A 15378-nucleotide genomic window follows, 5' to 3' on the forward strand; every position below is an offset into this window, starting at 1 on the left:
CCAATTTGGGCGGCTTTTTTTATCCATACTACTTGTATTAATACTTTTCTTTATATAGAATATATTTTGAATACTTTTAATAGTTAGATGAATGACCATTCATTCAGTTTAGCGAAAAGGGGAGGGATACAATTGAATATTGCGACTCGGTTAGATCAAATCGCTCAGGAGAAAGCAGATAAAACGGCTTATCATTTTTTAAATACCTCAAGTACATACGGGGAATTGAATGGTGCTGTTTCAAAATTTGCAAGTGGCCTGGAGCAATTGGGTTTGAAAAAAGGGGATCATATCGCACTTGTATTAGGGAATTCACCGCATTTTGTCATCGGACTATATGGTGCCTTGCGCCTCGGGTTGAAGGTCATTCCGATCAATCCGATCTATACACCGGATGAGATTGGCTACATTCTGAAAAACGGGGATGTGAAGGCCATCGTCACACTTGATTTACTGGTACCATTGATTGAAAAGATGCAGCATCTATTGACTGAAGTCGAGCACTTCATTCTTTGTGAATCAGGGGATGAAAGAGCGAAGGGGATTGATTTAGATCAAATTTCTCTTGCGTATCCAAAAATGAAATCGTTTACAGATGTGCTCGGGAAAGGGAACCCTGGTTTTAAGGGTGAGTCAGTCGATGAAAATGAAGTAGCCATCATCCTGTACACTTCAGGAACGACGGGGAAACCGAAAGGCGCCATGTTGACGCACAAAAATATTTATTCCAATGCAACTGATGTTGGAAGCTATTTGAAAATGAATGAAGACGACACCGTCATTACTGCCCTTCCGATGTTCCATGTCTTCTGTTTGACAGTGGTATTGAATGCACCGCTGTTGAGGGGAGCCACCTTGCTCATTGTTCCCCGTTTCAGCCCGAAAGCCATATTTGAATTATCGAAGAAGCATCAGCCAACCGTATTCGCAGGTGTACCGACCATGTACAATTTCCTGTTTCAGTATCCTGAAGGAAATCCGGAAGATTTATCATCACTCCGTCTCTGTATTTCAGGAGGTGCTTCCTTGCCGGTTGCCTTACTTAAAAACTTTGAAAAGAAATTCAACGTCATGGTTTCTGAAGGATACGGTTTATCCGAAGCATCTCCGGTTACCTGTTTCAACCCGCTTGATCGCCCGAGAAAACCTGGCTCTATCGGCACATCGATCATGAACCTGGAAAACAAGGTCGTGGATGAAATGGGAGAGGAAGTCCCCGTTGGACAGGTCGGTGAATTAATCGTCAAAGGTCCTAATGTCATGAAGGGATATTATAAAATGGAAGAGGAGACAGCCGCAACGATTCGTGACGGATGGTTATACACGGGTGACCTTGCCCGGATGGATGAAGAGGGTTACTTCTATATAGTGGACCGTAAAAAAGAACTTATTATTGTGGGAGGTTACAACGTATACCCGCGTGAAGTCGAAGAAGTCCTGTACAACCATCCCGGCATCGTGGAAGCCGCGGTGATCGGCGTCCCACATCCCGAACTGGGTGAAGCCGTCAGCAGCTATGTCGTGAAAAGCGATCCATCTTTAACAGAACAAGATGTGCTGGAATATTGTAAAGAACATCTTGCGAAGTATAAACTTCCGGCATCGATCGAGTTCCTGGATGAACTTCCGAAGAATACAACTGGTAAAATCTTAAGAAGAGCTCTGAAAGACCAGGTGCTTCAATCATAATACAAGAAGATGCTCAAGTCCTGGACTTGAGCATCTTCTTATTTCATTTCATGGCTTTACTGGCCTGCAACAGCTTGGATTCACCTTTTTCCCACGTCTCGACCTGCTCGATCGCCTGTTCAGGAGTGAATCCCTGACCGACCAATACACCAGACAAGATGAATTCCTGGAAAAGGTGGGTCAGGTTGATGCCTTCTTCCACTTCCGATAAGGCACGGGTCACGAGTGGCTGGATATAGTCAACCCATTGGTCGGGAAGGCTTTTCGTTTCTCGGTAGTAAGGATGAACGATTTGGTTTTGGCTCATCTGTTGATGTTGAAAGTAAGGGTATTGATTATAAGGATGATACATACTATCTTACAACTCCTTTTTGGGTGGATGTCACGAATAGTCTATGCATTCACGGTAGAAGTGTTCAGACCTTTTAAAAAATGAAAGGGTTTTCTCGGTTTGTGTCGAATCATACATAATGAGGAAACACTTATACAAAGGGGAGAACACATATGGAATCCATCTTACTAGAACAAAAGGGCAACGTGGCAACGGTTACCATCAATCGACCGGATGCAATGAACGCCTTTAATTACGATACACTGAATGAGCTACAGCAGGTAGTCGAAGCGCTCCGCATCAATCCGGACGTCCGGGTCGTCATCTTTACAGGGAGTGGGGAAAAAGCTTTTTCAGTAGGGGCGGATCTTAAGGAACGAAAAACCTTGACGGAACAGCAGGTCATCCGCAACGTTTACAAGATCGGTGAAGTCTTTCAATCTGTCGCTACCCTTCCACAACCTACCATCGCTGCCATGAACGGTTATGCATTCGGTGGAGGGATGGAACTTGCCCTGGCATGCGACTTCAGAATCGCTGTAGCAGGTACCACAATGGGACTTACAGAAACAAGCCTTGCCATCATCCCGGGAGCAGGAGGAACTCAACGACTTCCGCGATTAGTCGGTGAATCCAAAGCACTGGAGCTGATCCTGACGGCTAAACGCTTAACTTCAGAAGAAGCATTGGACATCGGACTTGTTACAAAGGTAGTAGAAAAAGAGAATTTCTTGGGAGAGGTTCATACATTCGTGGAACCGATGCTTTCGAACGGGCCGATTGCCCTGCAACAGGCGAAGTTTGCCGTGAAGAATGGGATGAATGTGGACCTGCAGACAGGGTTGCAGATTGAACGAAAAGCATACGAAATCACAATCCCAACCGAAGATCGGGTGGAAGCGTTATTGGCATTCAGTGAGAAGAGGAAACCGGAGTTCAAAGGGAAATAATAAGGAATATTGCTTTGCAGCTATTGCAATGAGGTATTAATGTTTTTTGCAAGTTAAAGATCTGCTGGTGGAGCTGTTTGGCTCTGGTGGCGGGTCTTTTTTGGGAATCATATTTGAAAATATCATTCTATTTTGAAAAAAACTCTCATTCACAGATCACACTTAGAAATTCTTATTATAAGAAACCTATACATTGTAATCATTCCCTACTTCTCTAGTCTTAATATAAGATAGTCCCCAAGCCGTTAGTAAGGTGATGTATTTATTGGTAATTTTATGTAAATGCATTATACTACCGGCATTCCTTCGAGAAAGGGGACTAAAGTCTTTGAAAAAAGCATTGATGACTATAGTAGTGATTTGTTGTATGGCTATTCCTTCTCATTCCCACGTTCGTGCAGAAGTGACTAATCAAAAAGAACTCATCAATCAATTTATGAAAGATTCTATGAAAGAGTATGAAATTCCTGGTGCTTCTCTGGCTATCGTTAAGAATGGGGAAATTTTATTTCAGCAGAGCTATGGAAAGCAGAGTAATGGGGACCCGGTAACAGACGAAACCTTGTTTGCAATTGGCTCCGTCAGTAAGCCCCTAACGAGCCTAGGTATCATGAAGCTTTTGGATGATGGCAAGATTGATCTTGACCATGAGATATCCCGGTATTTACCTGATTTTCAATACAAACAAACTGAATCTAACAAAGAAATCACCATAAAGCACTTGTTAACACATACAAGCGGTTTAAGCTCTTATGCTGGGATGGTCCTTGCTGATCGTAATCTACGTGGGAAAGATGCAATTAATACAGCCGTTCAAGAACTTAGTGATGAAAGTTTGATCCATGAACCAGGTAAAGTCCATGTATATAGCCCTGCGAATTACCTGCTTCTAGGAAGAATAATTGAAATTGTAACAAACCAGACATTTTCCGGATTTATGGATAATGAGATTTTTAATAGGATCGGCATGAAGAGGACTGCATCGAATGTTCTAAAGGCTCAAGAATTAGGGTATCAGCCCGGATTTCAATCATGGCTTGGCAAGCCTGTGAAAAGTAAAGGTTATATGGATGACAGCGGTATGCCCTACGGGTATCTGGCCTCTACTTCAGTTGATATGTCCAAGTATATAAGATTCATGCTGGCTGGAGGAGATGAATGGCTTTCTCATAGTACCTTTTCACAGTATACTTCGCCACAAATCCATAGAAAAGAAGATATGTATTATGGCTACGGCTGGAGAATTTCAGCAAATCCTGATGAACCTTATTACTTTCATGGTGGAGAAACACCGGACTACCGATCAGAATTATTCATCAACCCCAAAGAAAACTACGGGTTTATTTTACTCACAAACAAAAATAACTTTGCAGAAGTCCTTTCAACCGTTTGGATGAGAGACGGGGTTAGGACCATTATCGAGAAGGGTAAGTTACCCGTAGTGAAGACGATGGATCACCACTTGCAATTGAGCGTATTGTTTATTACAGTTTTGCTTTTTATGTTATGTTGTGGGAATTTATATGTATTGAGTACAAAAACCTCCATTAAGAAGAGGGTATGGATATTTATCGGAACGTTCTCCTTACTCTTCGCCTGTGGATTAATTCCTTCGATATCTTACTTCTTTAACACTCCTTGGCGTTCAATTAATTTATACGCACCCGATATAGGCTTCTTCATAAAAGTTGTGGTTGGAATGATGATTTTGCACGGTTCGTTTTGTTTGCTGGGGGCACTACTTAAAAGAAATGAACAGAGTTATGGTGCTGCTATGAATACGAAAGGAAATACGACATGATACAAAAATCCCTACAGTTAAAAGAAAAAAAGACACTTCAATGGGTAACAAATACTATACCGCCATTAAAAGAAAACGAGATCCTTATAAAAACCTTGGCAGGAGCAATCAGTATCGGGGCAGAACTTCCCCAATACAATGAAAACGACCCTGAAGATCCTTCCCCTACGTATCCAAAAGAAACTGGTTATGAAAGCTATGGGGAAGTGATAGCAACGGGGAAGGCAGTCGAGGGATTCAAAATCGGTGACCGGGCAGTAGCATTTTATGGACATAAGGATTACGGAATCGTGAAAGAGAATAAGGCAATTTTCGTTCCCAAAGATATTCCCCATCGAGAAGCGTTGATTGTAATCCTTTCATGTGATGCAGCAAAAGGTGTCCTTAAATTGAATCCGAAAGAGAACGATCGAGTGCTGCTGGCAGGTTCCGGAACGATGGGGCTGTTGACGGTCTTCTTTCTGAAAGAGTATATGAATGTTCGTCACATTGATATGGTAGAACCCTACAGCTCCAGAGGTGAGTTAGCAAGAAAATTGGGTGCGAAAACCGTCTATAAAAATCAAAGTGACTGCCCGGGTGATTTCTATGATTATGGATTTGAGTGCTCGGGTTTCAATAAGGCATTCAATACGCTGCAAAAGGCACTGAAGCATGAAGGAGAAATGTGTATATTGTCAGATGGCAATAAGGAAACGTTTCAATTGCTATCGGACTTCTACCGGAAAGAGCTTAAGATTGTAGGTTCCAGTGATGGCTGGGATTACCACAAGCATGCAAAATGGTATTTTAATCAGATTAAGAATAAGGATTCGGGTTTGAGCAGGCTGTTTGAGCATACGGTATCTTTTAAAGGTTTGCCGGAGTGTTTTGAGGAACTGAGTACAGGCAGGATTCACCCCATTAAAGTTCTGGTGAATTATACATAGACTGATATTGACTAAGAACTTGATTACTGTACATATGATACACTTAGGTTTGACTTTACCAGTCAAGCCTTCTTTCATTTTAATAGATTGTGGTGACATATATGGACGTAATATTAATCGTTTTACCTGCTTTACTAGTCTTTCTCGTAGGATTTATCGGCCAAAAGATGCTGGGATTCGAGATCAACTCGATATCCAAAATGGCGATTTATCTAATGAATCCATTTTTAGCATTTAAGACTTTTTACGAAAATGAGTTGAATATGGATTATGTATATATCTTTCTTTTTTGTATCGGTCTTTGTGTAGTATTGATTCTTTCTATTAAAATAGCGGCCGTGACCCGGAAGTATCCCAAATCAAAAGCTTCTGCCATGATCCTATCTGGGGTTTTCATGAATTCCGGTAATTATGGCGTACCAATCATCCTGTTCGGGTTTGGGGAGCTCGGCTTTCGCTATGCGGTCATCATGATGGTGATTCAGTCGTTCCTCATGAATACGATTGGCCTGTACTATGCGGTCAGCGGAAGTGACAAAGCGAGGGATTCAAAGGAAATCTGGATGAAGATTATTAAAATGCCGATTCTTCATGGTGCGATTATCGGGCTTGCCCTCCAGGTTTTGCACATCCACGTTCCGCTATTTCTGAATCAAACGATTGATCTCATTGCACAAGCCACTATTCCTACCATCATGGTGGTTCTTGGGATGCAACTGGCCACACTTGGAGGTAAAAAAGTGGAGAGAAGCGCGTTATCATTCGTAGTAATCATGAGAATGGTGGCTTCACCCATTATTGCCTGGTTTATTGTTTCCTTGATGCCGATCTCACCTACACTGGGTTCGATCCTCATCATCCTGGCCAGCATGCCGACTGCTGCTAATACGACGATGTTTTCCCTCCAGTTTAATACAGAGCCTGATCTGGTCTCAGCAAGTACATTAGTCACGACCATTCTGAGTATCGTGACGATTCCTATCATGCTGGCACTTGTGTCATAAAAGAAAAACCGCTGTCTCAAGCGGTTTTTCTTATGGAAGCTCATGTTTTGACAGTAAGCAGAGAATCTATTAGTATTGTAAAATAAATTCCAACAAAATCAATATGATTAAGGAGGATTAGTTATGACTGGCTACGTTCAACCTATTAATGAACAAAAAGGTCCTGAGAAAGCGAGCACTGAATTGAACCCGCCACAGACCAGACTGGTGGCAGGGGGGATCTTCGTTACAGCGATTCTTGGTCTATATCTGCTCTTTACACAAGACTTGGCTCAAACCGTGCTACTCGTTCTTGGCCTTATGTTAGGATATACATTATTTCATGCGAGATTCGGGTTCACCTCCGCCTTCCGGAGGGTGATGTCTGTAGGTAACGGACAGGCTATGCGGTCCCATATGCTGATGTTGGCCGTTGCCGTTACCTTGTTTGCACCAATCCTCGCAACTGGGTATACGTTTTTTGGTGGAGAAGCGACCGGCTATGTTTCACCAGTCGGTGTCAGCTTGATTGTAGGTGCCTTTTTATTCGGGGTCGGCATGCAACTCGGGGGAGGGTGTGCTTCAGGAACCCTTTACGCGATTGGCGGGGGACGTTCCGTCATGTTCATCACACTCTTATTTTTTATCGTGGGTGCAACGGTGGGGGCGGCTCATCTCCCATTTTGGACAGAGGAGCTCCCTTCCTTTAAGCCGGTCTCATTAGCGACTTCCACGGGACTTGGGTATTTCGGGGCCTGGGCCGTTTCCATGCTGTTCTTTGGCCTGGTTGCCTGGGTTACCCTTCGGATCGAAAAGAAGAAGAATCCCCCGCGAATGGCAAAGCTTCCTTCATCTAAAGGGTGGAAGCGGATCTTTCGCGGTTCCTGGCCACTTATCGCCGCTGCGATTGTTCTCGCAGTATTAAATGCCCTCACGCTCATGACGAGGGGGAATCCGTGGGGAATCACTTCTGCCTTTGCTCTTTGGGGATCAAAGATTGCCGGCATGTTCGGAATGGATGTTGCCAGCTGGGGCTATTGGTCCGGTGCCAATGCAGAGGCTTTACAAGCTTCCATCTTTTCTGATTCCACCACCGTGTTGAATTTTGGTGTCATTCTTGGAGCCTTTCTTGCTTCGGCTGCAGGCGGATTGTTTCGTTTCAATAAGATCACTGGAAAGAATGCTGCAGCATCCGTCATTGGAGGCCTGTTGATGGGTTACGGTGCCCGATTGGCATTCGGATGTAATATTGGTGCTTACTTCGGGGGAATTGCTTCCTTCAGCCTGCACGGTTACATTTGGGGAATCCTTGCCCTTCTTGGTACGTTCCTTGCCCTATATCTACGTCCTTTGTTCGGCTTGTCTGTCCCTAAACCAAAAGATACATTCTGTTAATTCACTGCGTGGGGGTAACCCACGCAGTATTTTTTGTTAGAGTTTCTTTAATTCACTTTTCAGGAAATTCCCACGATCTTCGATGAACTGAAAGATGAAGGCAGGCTCTCTGTCATATGAATCTATATCGTTATGAAGGTGAGGATCCATCAGAATATATGGCCGCAGGGAAGAATGGAAATCCATCACCTTGTTTTCAAAGTAGTCCATATTAAATTTCGTCTCGAGAATCTCTTCCAATATATCCTTATAAAGTTTCCTGTATCGGGATCGTTTCATCAGCTGCGCAGTTAGTTTGTTTTTCGTTTTCCCCGTGATGGGCACGTAATCCCATTCCATAACGTCCCCATTCACTCTTCGTCCGAATGTGGCATCATAATCCCACGGAATGATGGAAAAGAGGTGATCCTCGCTGTTGAGATACAACGCGTAATTATGGGTGAATCCATCATTATTCATTGTGCAAACCGCCCCAGCAAGCCACCTTAAATAGTTTTCAATGTTTAAGAGTCTCGGTATCTCATAAGGAGTTGAGTTGATGCTCCTGATGAAATGGATGAGATGATGATCATCCTGCATTTTCCCAAGTTTCCGCTGATACCCTGATGTAAGCCCCCTTTTTCTCTTGGTGGAAAAATTCGCCTTGTCACTGACAGCATAATAAATCGTCCCGGGTGGGAGATTCCTCTTATTTAAATACCTATCATCCACCGACTCGAGCTGAAGGTATAAACCAAGGGGTTCCCCATTCTGGGTTAGGAGTGTGTGCTGACTATTTGGAGTGTGAATCCCCAAATCCCTTATGAAATCCAGGGAGAGTTTATTTCTGAAGTGGGAGGGATCGAATAATTCAGCATTCAGATGGACTTCTGAAGATCCGGCCCATTCCCCTGGTCTTCTGAATTCTATATGAAAGGATTTTTTTTTCAATTGCCGTGTATAGGAACCCCGGTATCGGATATCGATGTCATACGTAGTGTCTTCTATTACCAGCCGTGCCGGGACAGGTGAGTTACTCCTTGCATCGCGTTCCAATTCCATTAGATCTGAACGTAGGAATTGGAGGTCAAACGAAGGTAAGGAAGGAGTCATGGCCATTTTCTCCTCTCCATTTTATTAATGATGTAATAGTATATTGGCCTGTTGCACAATTTGCCACGAAATGAACAGAGAAAAAGCTGTCACGGTGTGGAACCCCACACCGTGACAGCTTTTATGACCGTCCATTATCCCTCCCCATAATAAATGACCATCTGGCATATTGCCTCTTGATCCGACTCATTGGTATATTCATGACCCGAGTCGGCTGCAAAGCGTATCGAGCTACCTGCCGGTAATACATACTTTTCTTCAGCTAACTTCAGGATGATGCTTCCCGATAGGACAGTGATGTATTCTTCTACACCTTTCGAATGTCCTTCATTCCGATAGGCGCATCCAGGCTTCATCTCCACCCGGTAGCTTTCCCATTTTTTTAATGGATCGAATGGGAAGATGGGATATACGATATAATTGCCGTCATCTTCAAGTACAGGTTGTACGTCTTCATAGTGAATAATGGAGACTTGATTGCTCGGCTTTTCAATCAGGGAAGAGAAGGAAACCTTCAAGCCATTGGCAATTTTCCAGAGTATCGCAACCGTTGGGTTTGAGTCGCCTCGTTCAATTTGACCGATCATAGCCTTACTTACTCCGGTTCGTTCAGCCATCTGTTCAAGGCTGAATCCCCGCTCTCTTCGTATTTTCCTAATGTTGTCGCCAATTTGAATCGGGAAATGTTCCATACTCAAAAACTCCTCTTGTATACTATAACGTCTATATGTATAATATAATAAATTATCGAAAAATTAAAACAGTAATGACTTCTATTATAAAGGATGTGAGAGGATGGAGGCACTTCTTTCTACAAAAAAAGTGAGTGATTTTCGCCTTGGCCTGCAGGGCGGTCTTAGTATAGCCATTGGATACATGCCGGTGGCCCTTACGTTTGGTTTATTGGCACGTACAACCGGACTGACCGTTACGGAAACGGTCATGATGAGTATGCTCGTGTTTGCTGGTGCCGCTCAGTACATATCATTGAGTTTGATTGCGGTCGGCACCGGAATCATCGAGATCATTCTGACCACGTTCATCGTCAATATTCGTCACTTTCTCATGTCTGCATCGTTAAGTGAGAAGCTTGAGGAAGACCGTTTGTTTAAAAAGCTTTTCTATGCGTTTGGTATCACGGATGAAACGTTTACGGTGATCAGTGTCAAAGAGGGGAAGGTACGGACGGGGTTTGCCGTTGGAGTCATGCTCATTTCTTACGGGAGCTGGGTCGTGAACTCGGGGGTAGGATATTTCATCGGGGAAATTCTGCCGGAATTCCTTCAGGCCAGTATGACGATCGCTCTGTACGCCATGTTTGTCGGGCTCCTCGTTCCTTCCATGAAAAAAAGTGTCAAGGTCACGTTTTTGGCCGTGGTGGCGGGTGCTCTGAATAGCATCCTCCTGTTTACCACTAATCTTTCAAACGGATGGTCGATCGTGACAGCTACGATTGTTTCAGCCGTTATCGTGGAGGTAGTGGACATGATGAAGAGAGGAGGAAGAGCGGATGAATAGTGCGATTGTATGGATGATCCTGGGGATGGCCATTGTCACCTACATCCCGAGAATGCTTCCTTTCATCGTGTTTAAAGGGAAAGAACTTCCTCCATTTCTTCAAGGGGTTTTGCGAAATGTCCCATTCGCCGTATTGGGTGCGCTGATCTTTCCGAGCATTTTGTTGATTCAGGAAGGAAATCTCCTATTTGGAGTGGTAGGAACGGTGGCTGCCTTTGGGATCGCTTTTTTGGGAGCAAACGTCATCCTTGTGGTGATCGGGGCGATTTCTGTTTTGTCTTTGTATTCAGTTCTCTTAATGTAAAAGATTATTGGTCACGATTTGAATCGTGGCTTTTTTTCTTGAGCATGGTCGTCCTATTTTGTAGAGCTGCAGATAAATAATAAAAATGGCCGATAAAATGTTAATTCGGTAGATATAATGAAGATATGGCAAAGAAGTTGAATATGTGGCACGTACCCACCAGAACGGCAGTCAAACGATTTTCCACGCACGAACAGCACCATTTCACTCACCGTCCGTGTTTAGGTTCTAAAACTTTGGACAGGGTATTACATATAGTAATGAAGACTAGAAGGGAGGAAGTATGTTGGCTAGAAAATGGGCGCTGAGGTCGATACTGGCATATATGCTATTAGGCTTATTTTTATATGTATACTTATTTTTCCTGGCAGATTCCACTTTACCCGAAATGTATAAGGGAAGTAGTGCGGATCCAGCCACTTTCATGAATAATAAAGAAATCATGTTGAGTGAGGATTTTTCAAAGATCAAGAATCTTTTGTTCTTTCTTTCCACTCCATATGAATGGCTATTTTATTTCTTGATACTGATACTCGGGGTATCACGGCTGTTTGAGAAATGGGCGAGGGGGACCGTGAAGAATGGGTTCCTTCAAACGGCCATTTACTTGTTCTGGCTATCGATCGCTTCTTTTGTTACGATTTTTCCATTGCAGTATATTTCGTATAAGATTTCAAAGAGCTACAACATTTCCACTCAGACGTTTTCAATGTGGATGAAAGATGAAATAACGGACTTCTGGGTGAATTATCTTCTCATGTTCATCATTGTATCGGTCCTGTATGCCCTGATGAAACGGTTTAAAGAGCGCTGGTGGCTCGCTGCCTGGGCTTTATCCGTCCCGTTCACGATTTTCATGATGTTCGTTCAGCCTGTCCTGATCGATCCTCTGTACAATGACTTTTATCCTTTGAAGGATAAAGCGTTGGAAGAACAGATCCTGACTCTTGCAGACAGGGCGGATATTCCTGCAGACCATGTGTTTGAAGTCGATATGTCGGCAAAGACCAACTCACTGAACGCCTACGTTACCGGTGTTGGATCGAATTCAAGGATCGTCCTTTGGGATACGACCCTGGATAAATTGACAGATGAAGAAATCCTCTTTGTCATGGCCCATGAAATGGCTCATTACGTAGAGAAGCATATCTATATAGGCATCGGGATTTATCTCGTTTTATCCTTTTTCGGTCTGTTCCTGACGTCCAAGCTGATGAGGGGAATTGTGGCAAACCATAAAGATAATCTCAAAGTATCAAAGGTCTCGAACCTAAGCTCTTTACCATTATTCTTAATGATTACATCTATGCTGTTGTTCACGATCAGTCCTCTCAGCAACTGGATTTCACGTTACCAGGAAACGAGGGCAGATCGATATGCCATCGAAATGACCGCTGAAAAGGAAGCAGCCATTTCGTCCTTCCAGAAGTTATCAAAGGTCGGATTATCCCAAGTGAATCCGCCTCTTCTGGTGAAGATCTTCCGATACGGACATCCGACCATGCTTGAGCGCCTTTCCATGCTTGAGGAATATGAAGCGGAAAAGAAAGAAGAGTAAATAAAAAAACCAAGTCTAAATTGACTTGGTTTTTTTATCTATTTGAATGAATAGGGAAAGGCTACCTCGACCATATCTACCGTGAGAATAGAAAGACTAAATAAATTATTTATCGCTAAATTATTACTATTATGGTAAAATAAGTAATACTATTTGGAGTTGGGTTCTTTAAAAAAATCGGATGGAGAGGCGGTTTGGGATGGAAGTAATCATAAACCAAAAACTGTTGTTGGTGTTTAGCAAGATTGTTTTCACTATGCTTGTGTTAATGGGTTTACCACTTTTTGGTTACCTTGAAACGGGTCGCCCGATTATGGAATGGTCATTACTGATTGGAATCATGGTCACGTTGATTATCATCTATATAAACGGAGATGGTTATAGGTTTCAAAGGTTCCAACACATGATCAAAGAGAAAAAGAAGAAATTTTATCATTCAATTTCATTCTGGACAGCCTTTATCTATACCTTGGTTGCACTCTATTTAACGGTAAAAGCTTACGGGAATTTTTTTTATTGAACCTTGAAGCGAGCATGAAGAGAAAAGGCCTTGTCTAGGCCTTTTCTCTTTTGCTGATGACCAGTTTTTTTGCTTTTTCCGTCATATAGGCGAAAATGACATCTTTATGGTGGAGATTTGAGTTGGTTAGTTGAGTTTCCAACCATTCTTTCGATTTTCCCAGTAGTCTCAGGTTCCTTATTTGGATCTTACCATCCACAATGACGGAAATCGGCAACCCTTCGTCGTCGATCGTTAAGTTAAGATGCTCTACGGTAACCGGGGTATTCTCTACTTTAGGAATGATGCTCACTTCTCCGATGGGTTCGAGCATCGCATAATCCACGTCTGATATTTTAGGGTACCCTTGGGATCTGAGGATGGATGTTAATTGAATGAGTGAGATCTTGGATTTCTCCAGGTTATCTTCTAATATTTCCCCGTTTTTAATCAGTAAAGTCGGTTCTCCAAGGAAGAAGCGGTTCCCCCATTGACTTAACGTCATAAACGAGAAAAGTACGTGAAGCCCTACAAGAAAGACGAGGGCTGCAATGGTTGGCCAGAACTTTGTAGAGATCAATGGCTCAGAGGCAATCGTCCCCACAATGATGATGGCCACGAGATCATAAGGTGTCATTTGTACGATTGTTGATTTTCCCATCAGCCTCATTGCCGCAATGGTGATCAAATAAAGGACCAAAACTTTTATTAGTAGGATCAAGGTGATTCGCTCCATCGTATTCAAGTTAACCATTAGGTTTCACCAATCGGGAAGAAGTCATGCATAGAGAGGTATAAATGGCCCGTCCATTAAAATGGGAATGGCTGACTCGATAGTGGAGTCAGCCATTTATGATTATCCGCAGCTTATGTTCAATTCATTTAATTCTTTAGACAATTTCATGAACAGTACTTTATCTTTAGTATCCAGGGCGGCATCAATGTCGGTTAGGAGTTTGGTTTTTTGTGTCATAAGGATGCTTTCATGCAGCACCATATCGATATAAATTTCCATTACGCTTCTTTCAGCGGATTTCTTCCGGTTAATGGCGGCGGCGGCTTTCATCATTTCTGTATAGGACTTTTTGCTTTCCATATACCTCACCCCTGAATTCTTTTTATTAGTATATGGTGTAAGTATTAAAAATTCAACTAAAAAATTAAATATTCAGATAATTTTTTATTCATATAATGATGGCGGTTAACTAATTTCAGAATTTTTAAAAATATAGAAGACAACCCTCGAAATTTGTGGTATCATTTTGGAGAAAAATGTAAATGGAGGCGATGTTATGAGAGAAAAATCTCGAATTATAGAAGAATATGAAGTAAATCCCCATACGATGATCCTTCAGCCTATGGAGTACGGTGCCAGGACATTTACGAAAATAATAGAGGTAGATGACGTATTGATCTCTCCGTTCAAGCCTTTTGATATCCTGAAGAAAAGCTGCGAATTCTTTGGCTGCTCTTATGAAGGCAGGAAAGAAGGAACGAAAAAACTTACGGGTATCATCTACAAAGCCCCCATCATGGTTAATCCTGATATGTTCATTTATCTATTCCCAACATCATCTCCAGTGAAGCAGGAATGTGCCTGGATCTCCCACTCCCATGTCCGGGGATATGAGCGATTGACAAATGGATCAACACGAATCTTCCTTCAAAACAATGAATCCTGCACGGTTCCCATTTCATACAGTTCCTTTGAAAATCAAATGCTCCGCACCTCGGATTTACGAATTGCCTACACACAGCGAATCGCAGAAATGGAGAGTAAATATAACACTAAGGTCCAGACCGAAACGAATCATGTAAAGACATTTTATTTGAATCGACATATCCACAAAACCGACGCGTGAGCAGAGCATCACGCTTCTTTTGTTGTATCAGTCTTTGATTCTGTGAATCGGCGGTACAAATAGTGTCTCATCAAGTCCTCGACCCGGTTACGAAGGCGTGGATTGAAATAATTATGGTGTTCTTCATATCCCTTATACAGAAACATATACATCGTGAATGCATCATCCGATTGCATACGTTCAACCTTCATCTTATTTGTCCTCATATATTTCTTAACGTGGGCGAGTTCTCCTTGAATGACCTTCATCGTCTCCTCGATCATCTCTAAATACGGACGTTTTAATTTAAAGGGACTGCTGTCGACGATTTGCAGGTCACGATTCAAAATCGTCAGTACCATGGGCAGATAGATCGCCTGTTCCAAAATATTCCGATCGTTCTCCGGGATTCTTGTCATATGAAAAGACTCCTTTTCATTTTTATACAGAACATACGTTCGTGATTTTATTTTACGTTGATTTCAATT

General features: G+C 42.6%; 17 protein-coding genes. 11 read left to right on the forward strand and 6 right to left on the reverse strand.

The window, feature by feature from the left end; all coding sequences use genetic code 11:
• The first annotated feature begins 132 nt into the window (after nucleotides 1–132).
• Complete coding sequence (locus tag SLH55_RS08210) at nucleotides 133–1689, forward strand: fatty acid--CoA ligase family protein (protein ID WP_219167023.1); 1557 nt, start codon at nucleotides 133–135, stop codon at nucleotides 1687–1689.
• Between the two features lie 43 nt (nucleotides 1690–1732).
• On the opposite strand, the gene SLH55_RS08215 is transcribed toward SLH55_RS08210, so the two are convergent.
• A complete protein-coding gene (locus SLH55_RS08215; RefSeq protein ID WP_219167022.1) occupies nucleotides 1733–2041 on the reverse strand; it encodes a hypothetical protein in 309 nt (102 codons plus the stop codon).
• Between the two features lie 152 nt (nucleotides 2042–2193).
• Between SLH55_RS08215 and SLH55_RS08220 the strand changes: the two genes are divergently transcribed.
• The 5 genes from SLH55_RS08220 (at nucleotide 2194) to SLH55_RS08240 (ending at nucleotide 8078) form a co-directional block, all read left to right on the forward strand.
• On the forward strand, nucleotides 2194–2970 hold the full coding sequence (locus SLH55_RS08220; protein WP_219167021.1) for an enoyl-CoA hydratase-related protein: 777 nt from the start codon (nucleotides 2194–2196) through the stop codon (nucleotides 2968–2970).
• Between the two features lie 328 nt (nucleotides 2971–3298).
• Nucleotides 3299–4771 carry a serine hydrolase domain-containing protein gene (locus SLH55_RS08225; protein ID WP_320323153.1) on the forward strand — a complete coding sequence of 491 codons (1473 nt, stop codon included), beginning with the start codon at nucleotides 3299–3301 and terminating at the stop codon, nucleotides 4769–4771.
• Nucleotides 4768–5700, forward strand: a complete 933-nt coding sequence (locus SLH55_RS08230) for a zinc-binding dehydrogenase (protein ID WP_320323154.1) — start codon at nucleotides 4768–4770, stop codon at nucleotides 5698–5700. The genes SLH55_RS08225 and SLH55_RS08230 overlap by 4 nt, the downstream gene beginning before the upstream one ends.
• A gap of 101 nt (nucleotides 5701–5801) precedes the next feature.
• Nucleotides 5802–6704: an AEC family transporter gene (locus SLH55_RS08235; protein ID WP_320323155.1), complete on the forward strand. Its 903-nt coding sequence runs from the start codon at nucleotides 5802–5804 to the stop codon at nucleotides 6702–6704.
• Between the two features lie 123 nt (nucleotides 6705–6827).
• Nucleotides 6828–8078 (forward strand): YeeE/YedE family protein, encoded by a 1251-nt coding sequence (locus SLH55_RS08240; protein WP_320323156.1) that lies wholly within the window; start codon nucleotides 6828–6830, stop codon nucleotides 8076–8078.
• 36 nt (nucleotides 8079–8114) lie between these two features.
• Here SLH55_RS08240 and SLH55_RS08245 read toward each other — a convergent pair whose 3' ends face one another.
• Both SLH55_RS08245 and SLH55_RS08250 read right to left on the reverse strand, forming a co-directional pair.
• A complete protein-coding gene (locus SLH55_RS08245) occupies nucleotides 8115–9170 on the reverse strand; it encodes a CotH kinase family protein (protein ID WP_219167017.1) in 1056 nt (351 codons plus the stop codon).
• 134 nt (nucleotides 9171–9304) lie between these two features.
• Nucleotides 9305–9862, reverse strand: coding sequence for a helix-turn-helix domain-containing protein (locus SLH55_RS08250; RefSeq protein WP_219167016.1), 558 nt, complete (start codon nucleotides 9860–9862; stop codon nucleotides 9305–9307).
• A 103-nt stretch (nucleotides 9863–9965) separates the two neighbouring features.
• Here SLH55_RS08250 and SLH55_RS08255 point away from each other — a divergent pair, with 103 nt between their 5' ends.
• The 4 genes from SLH55_RS08255 to SLH55_RS08270 all read left to right on the forward strand — a co-directional run bounded on the left by SLH55_RS08255 (nucleotide 9966) and on the right by SLH55_RS08270 (nucleotide 13070).
• The gene (locus SLH55_RS08255) at nucleotides 9966–10688 is read left to right on the forward strand and encodes an AzlC family ABC transporter permease (RefSeq protein WP_219167015.1); all 723 of its coding nucleotides are present in this window, start codon (nucleotides 9966–9968) and stop codon (nucleotides 10686–10688) included.
• Nucleotides 10681–10992, forward strand: coding sequence for an AzlD domain-containing protein (locus tag SLH55_RS08260; RefSeq protein WP_219167014.1), 312 nt, complete (start codon nucleotides 10681–10683; stop codon nucleotides 10990–10992). Before SLH55_RS08255 ends, SLH55_RS08260 begins: the two co-directional genes overlap by 8 nt.
• A 286-nt stretch (nucleotides 10993–11278) precedes the next feature.
• Nucleotides 11279–12550: a M48 family metallopeptidase gene (locus tag SLH55_RS08265; RefSeq protein WP_320323157.1), complete on the forward strand. Its 1272-nt coding sequence runs from the start codon at nucleotides 11279–11281 to the stop codon at nucleotides 12548–12550.
• A gap of 199 nt (nucleotides 12551–12749) precedes the next feature.
• Entirely contained in the window at nucleotides 12750–13070 is a 321-nt protein-coding gene (locus SLH55_RS08270) for a hypothetical protein (protein ID WP_219167012.1), read from the forward strand.
• A gap of 34 nt (nucleotides 13071–13104) precedes the next feature.
• Here SLH55_RS08270 and SLH55_RS08275 read toward each other — a convergent pair whose 3' ends face one another.
• Both SLH55_RS08275 and SLH55_RS08280 read right to left on the reverse strand, forming a co-directional pair.
• Nucleotides 13105–13803: a DUF421 domain-containing protein gene (locus SLH55_RS08275; RefSeq protein ID WP_320323158.1), complete on the reverse strand. Its 699-nt coding sequence runs from the start codon at nucleotides 13801–13803 to the stop codon at nucleotides 13105–13107.
• Nucleotides 13804–13905: 102 nt separating this feature from the next.
• Nucleotides 13906–14145, reverse strand: coding sequence for an IDEAL domain-containing protein (locus tag SLH55_RS08280; RefSeq protein WP_219167011.1), 240 nt, complete (start codon nucleotides 14143–14145; stop codon nucleotides 13906–13908).
• A 196-nt stretch (nucleotides 14146–14341) separates the two neighbouring features.
• On the opposite strand from SLH55_RS08280, the gene SLH55_RS08285 reads away from it, so the two are divergent.
• The gene (locus SLH55_RS08285; RefSeq protein WP_219167010.1) at nucleotides 14342–14911 is read left to right on the forward strand and encodes a competence protein ComK; all 570 of its coding nucleotides are present in this window, start codon (nucleotides 14342–14344) and stop codon (nucleotides 14909–14911) included.
• Between the two features lie 8 nt (nucleotides 14912–14919).
• Here the strand turns inward: SLH55_RS08285 and SLH55_RS08290 are convergent, their stop codons facing one another.
• A complete protein-coding gene (locus SLH55_RS08290) occupies nucleotides 14920–15309 on the reverse strand; it encodes a hypothetical protein (RefSeq protein ID WP_219167009.1) in 390 nt (129 codons plus the stop codon).
• Nucleotides 15310–15378 lie beyond the last annotated feature (69 nt).

The organism is Rossellomorea sp. YZS02, from assembly GCF_033963925.1.
GTDB lineage: Bacteria > Bacillota > Bacilli > Bacillales > Bacillaceae_B > Rossellomorea.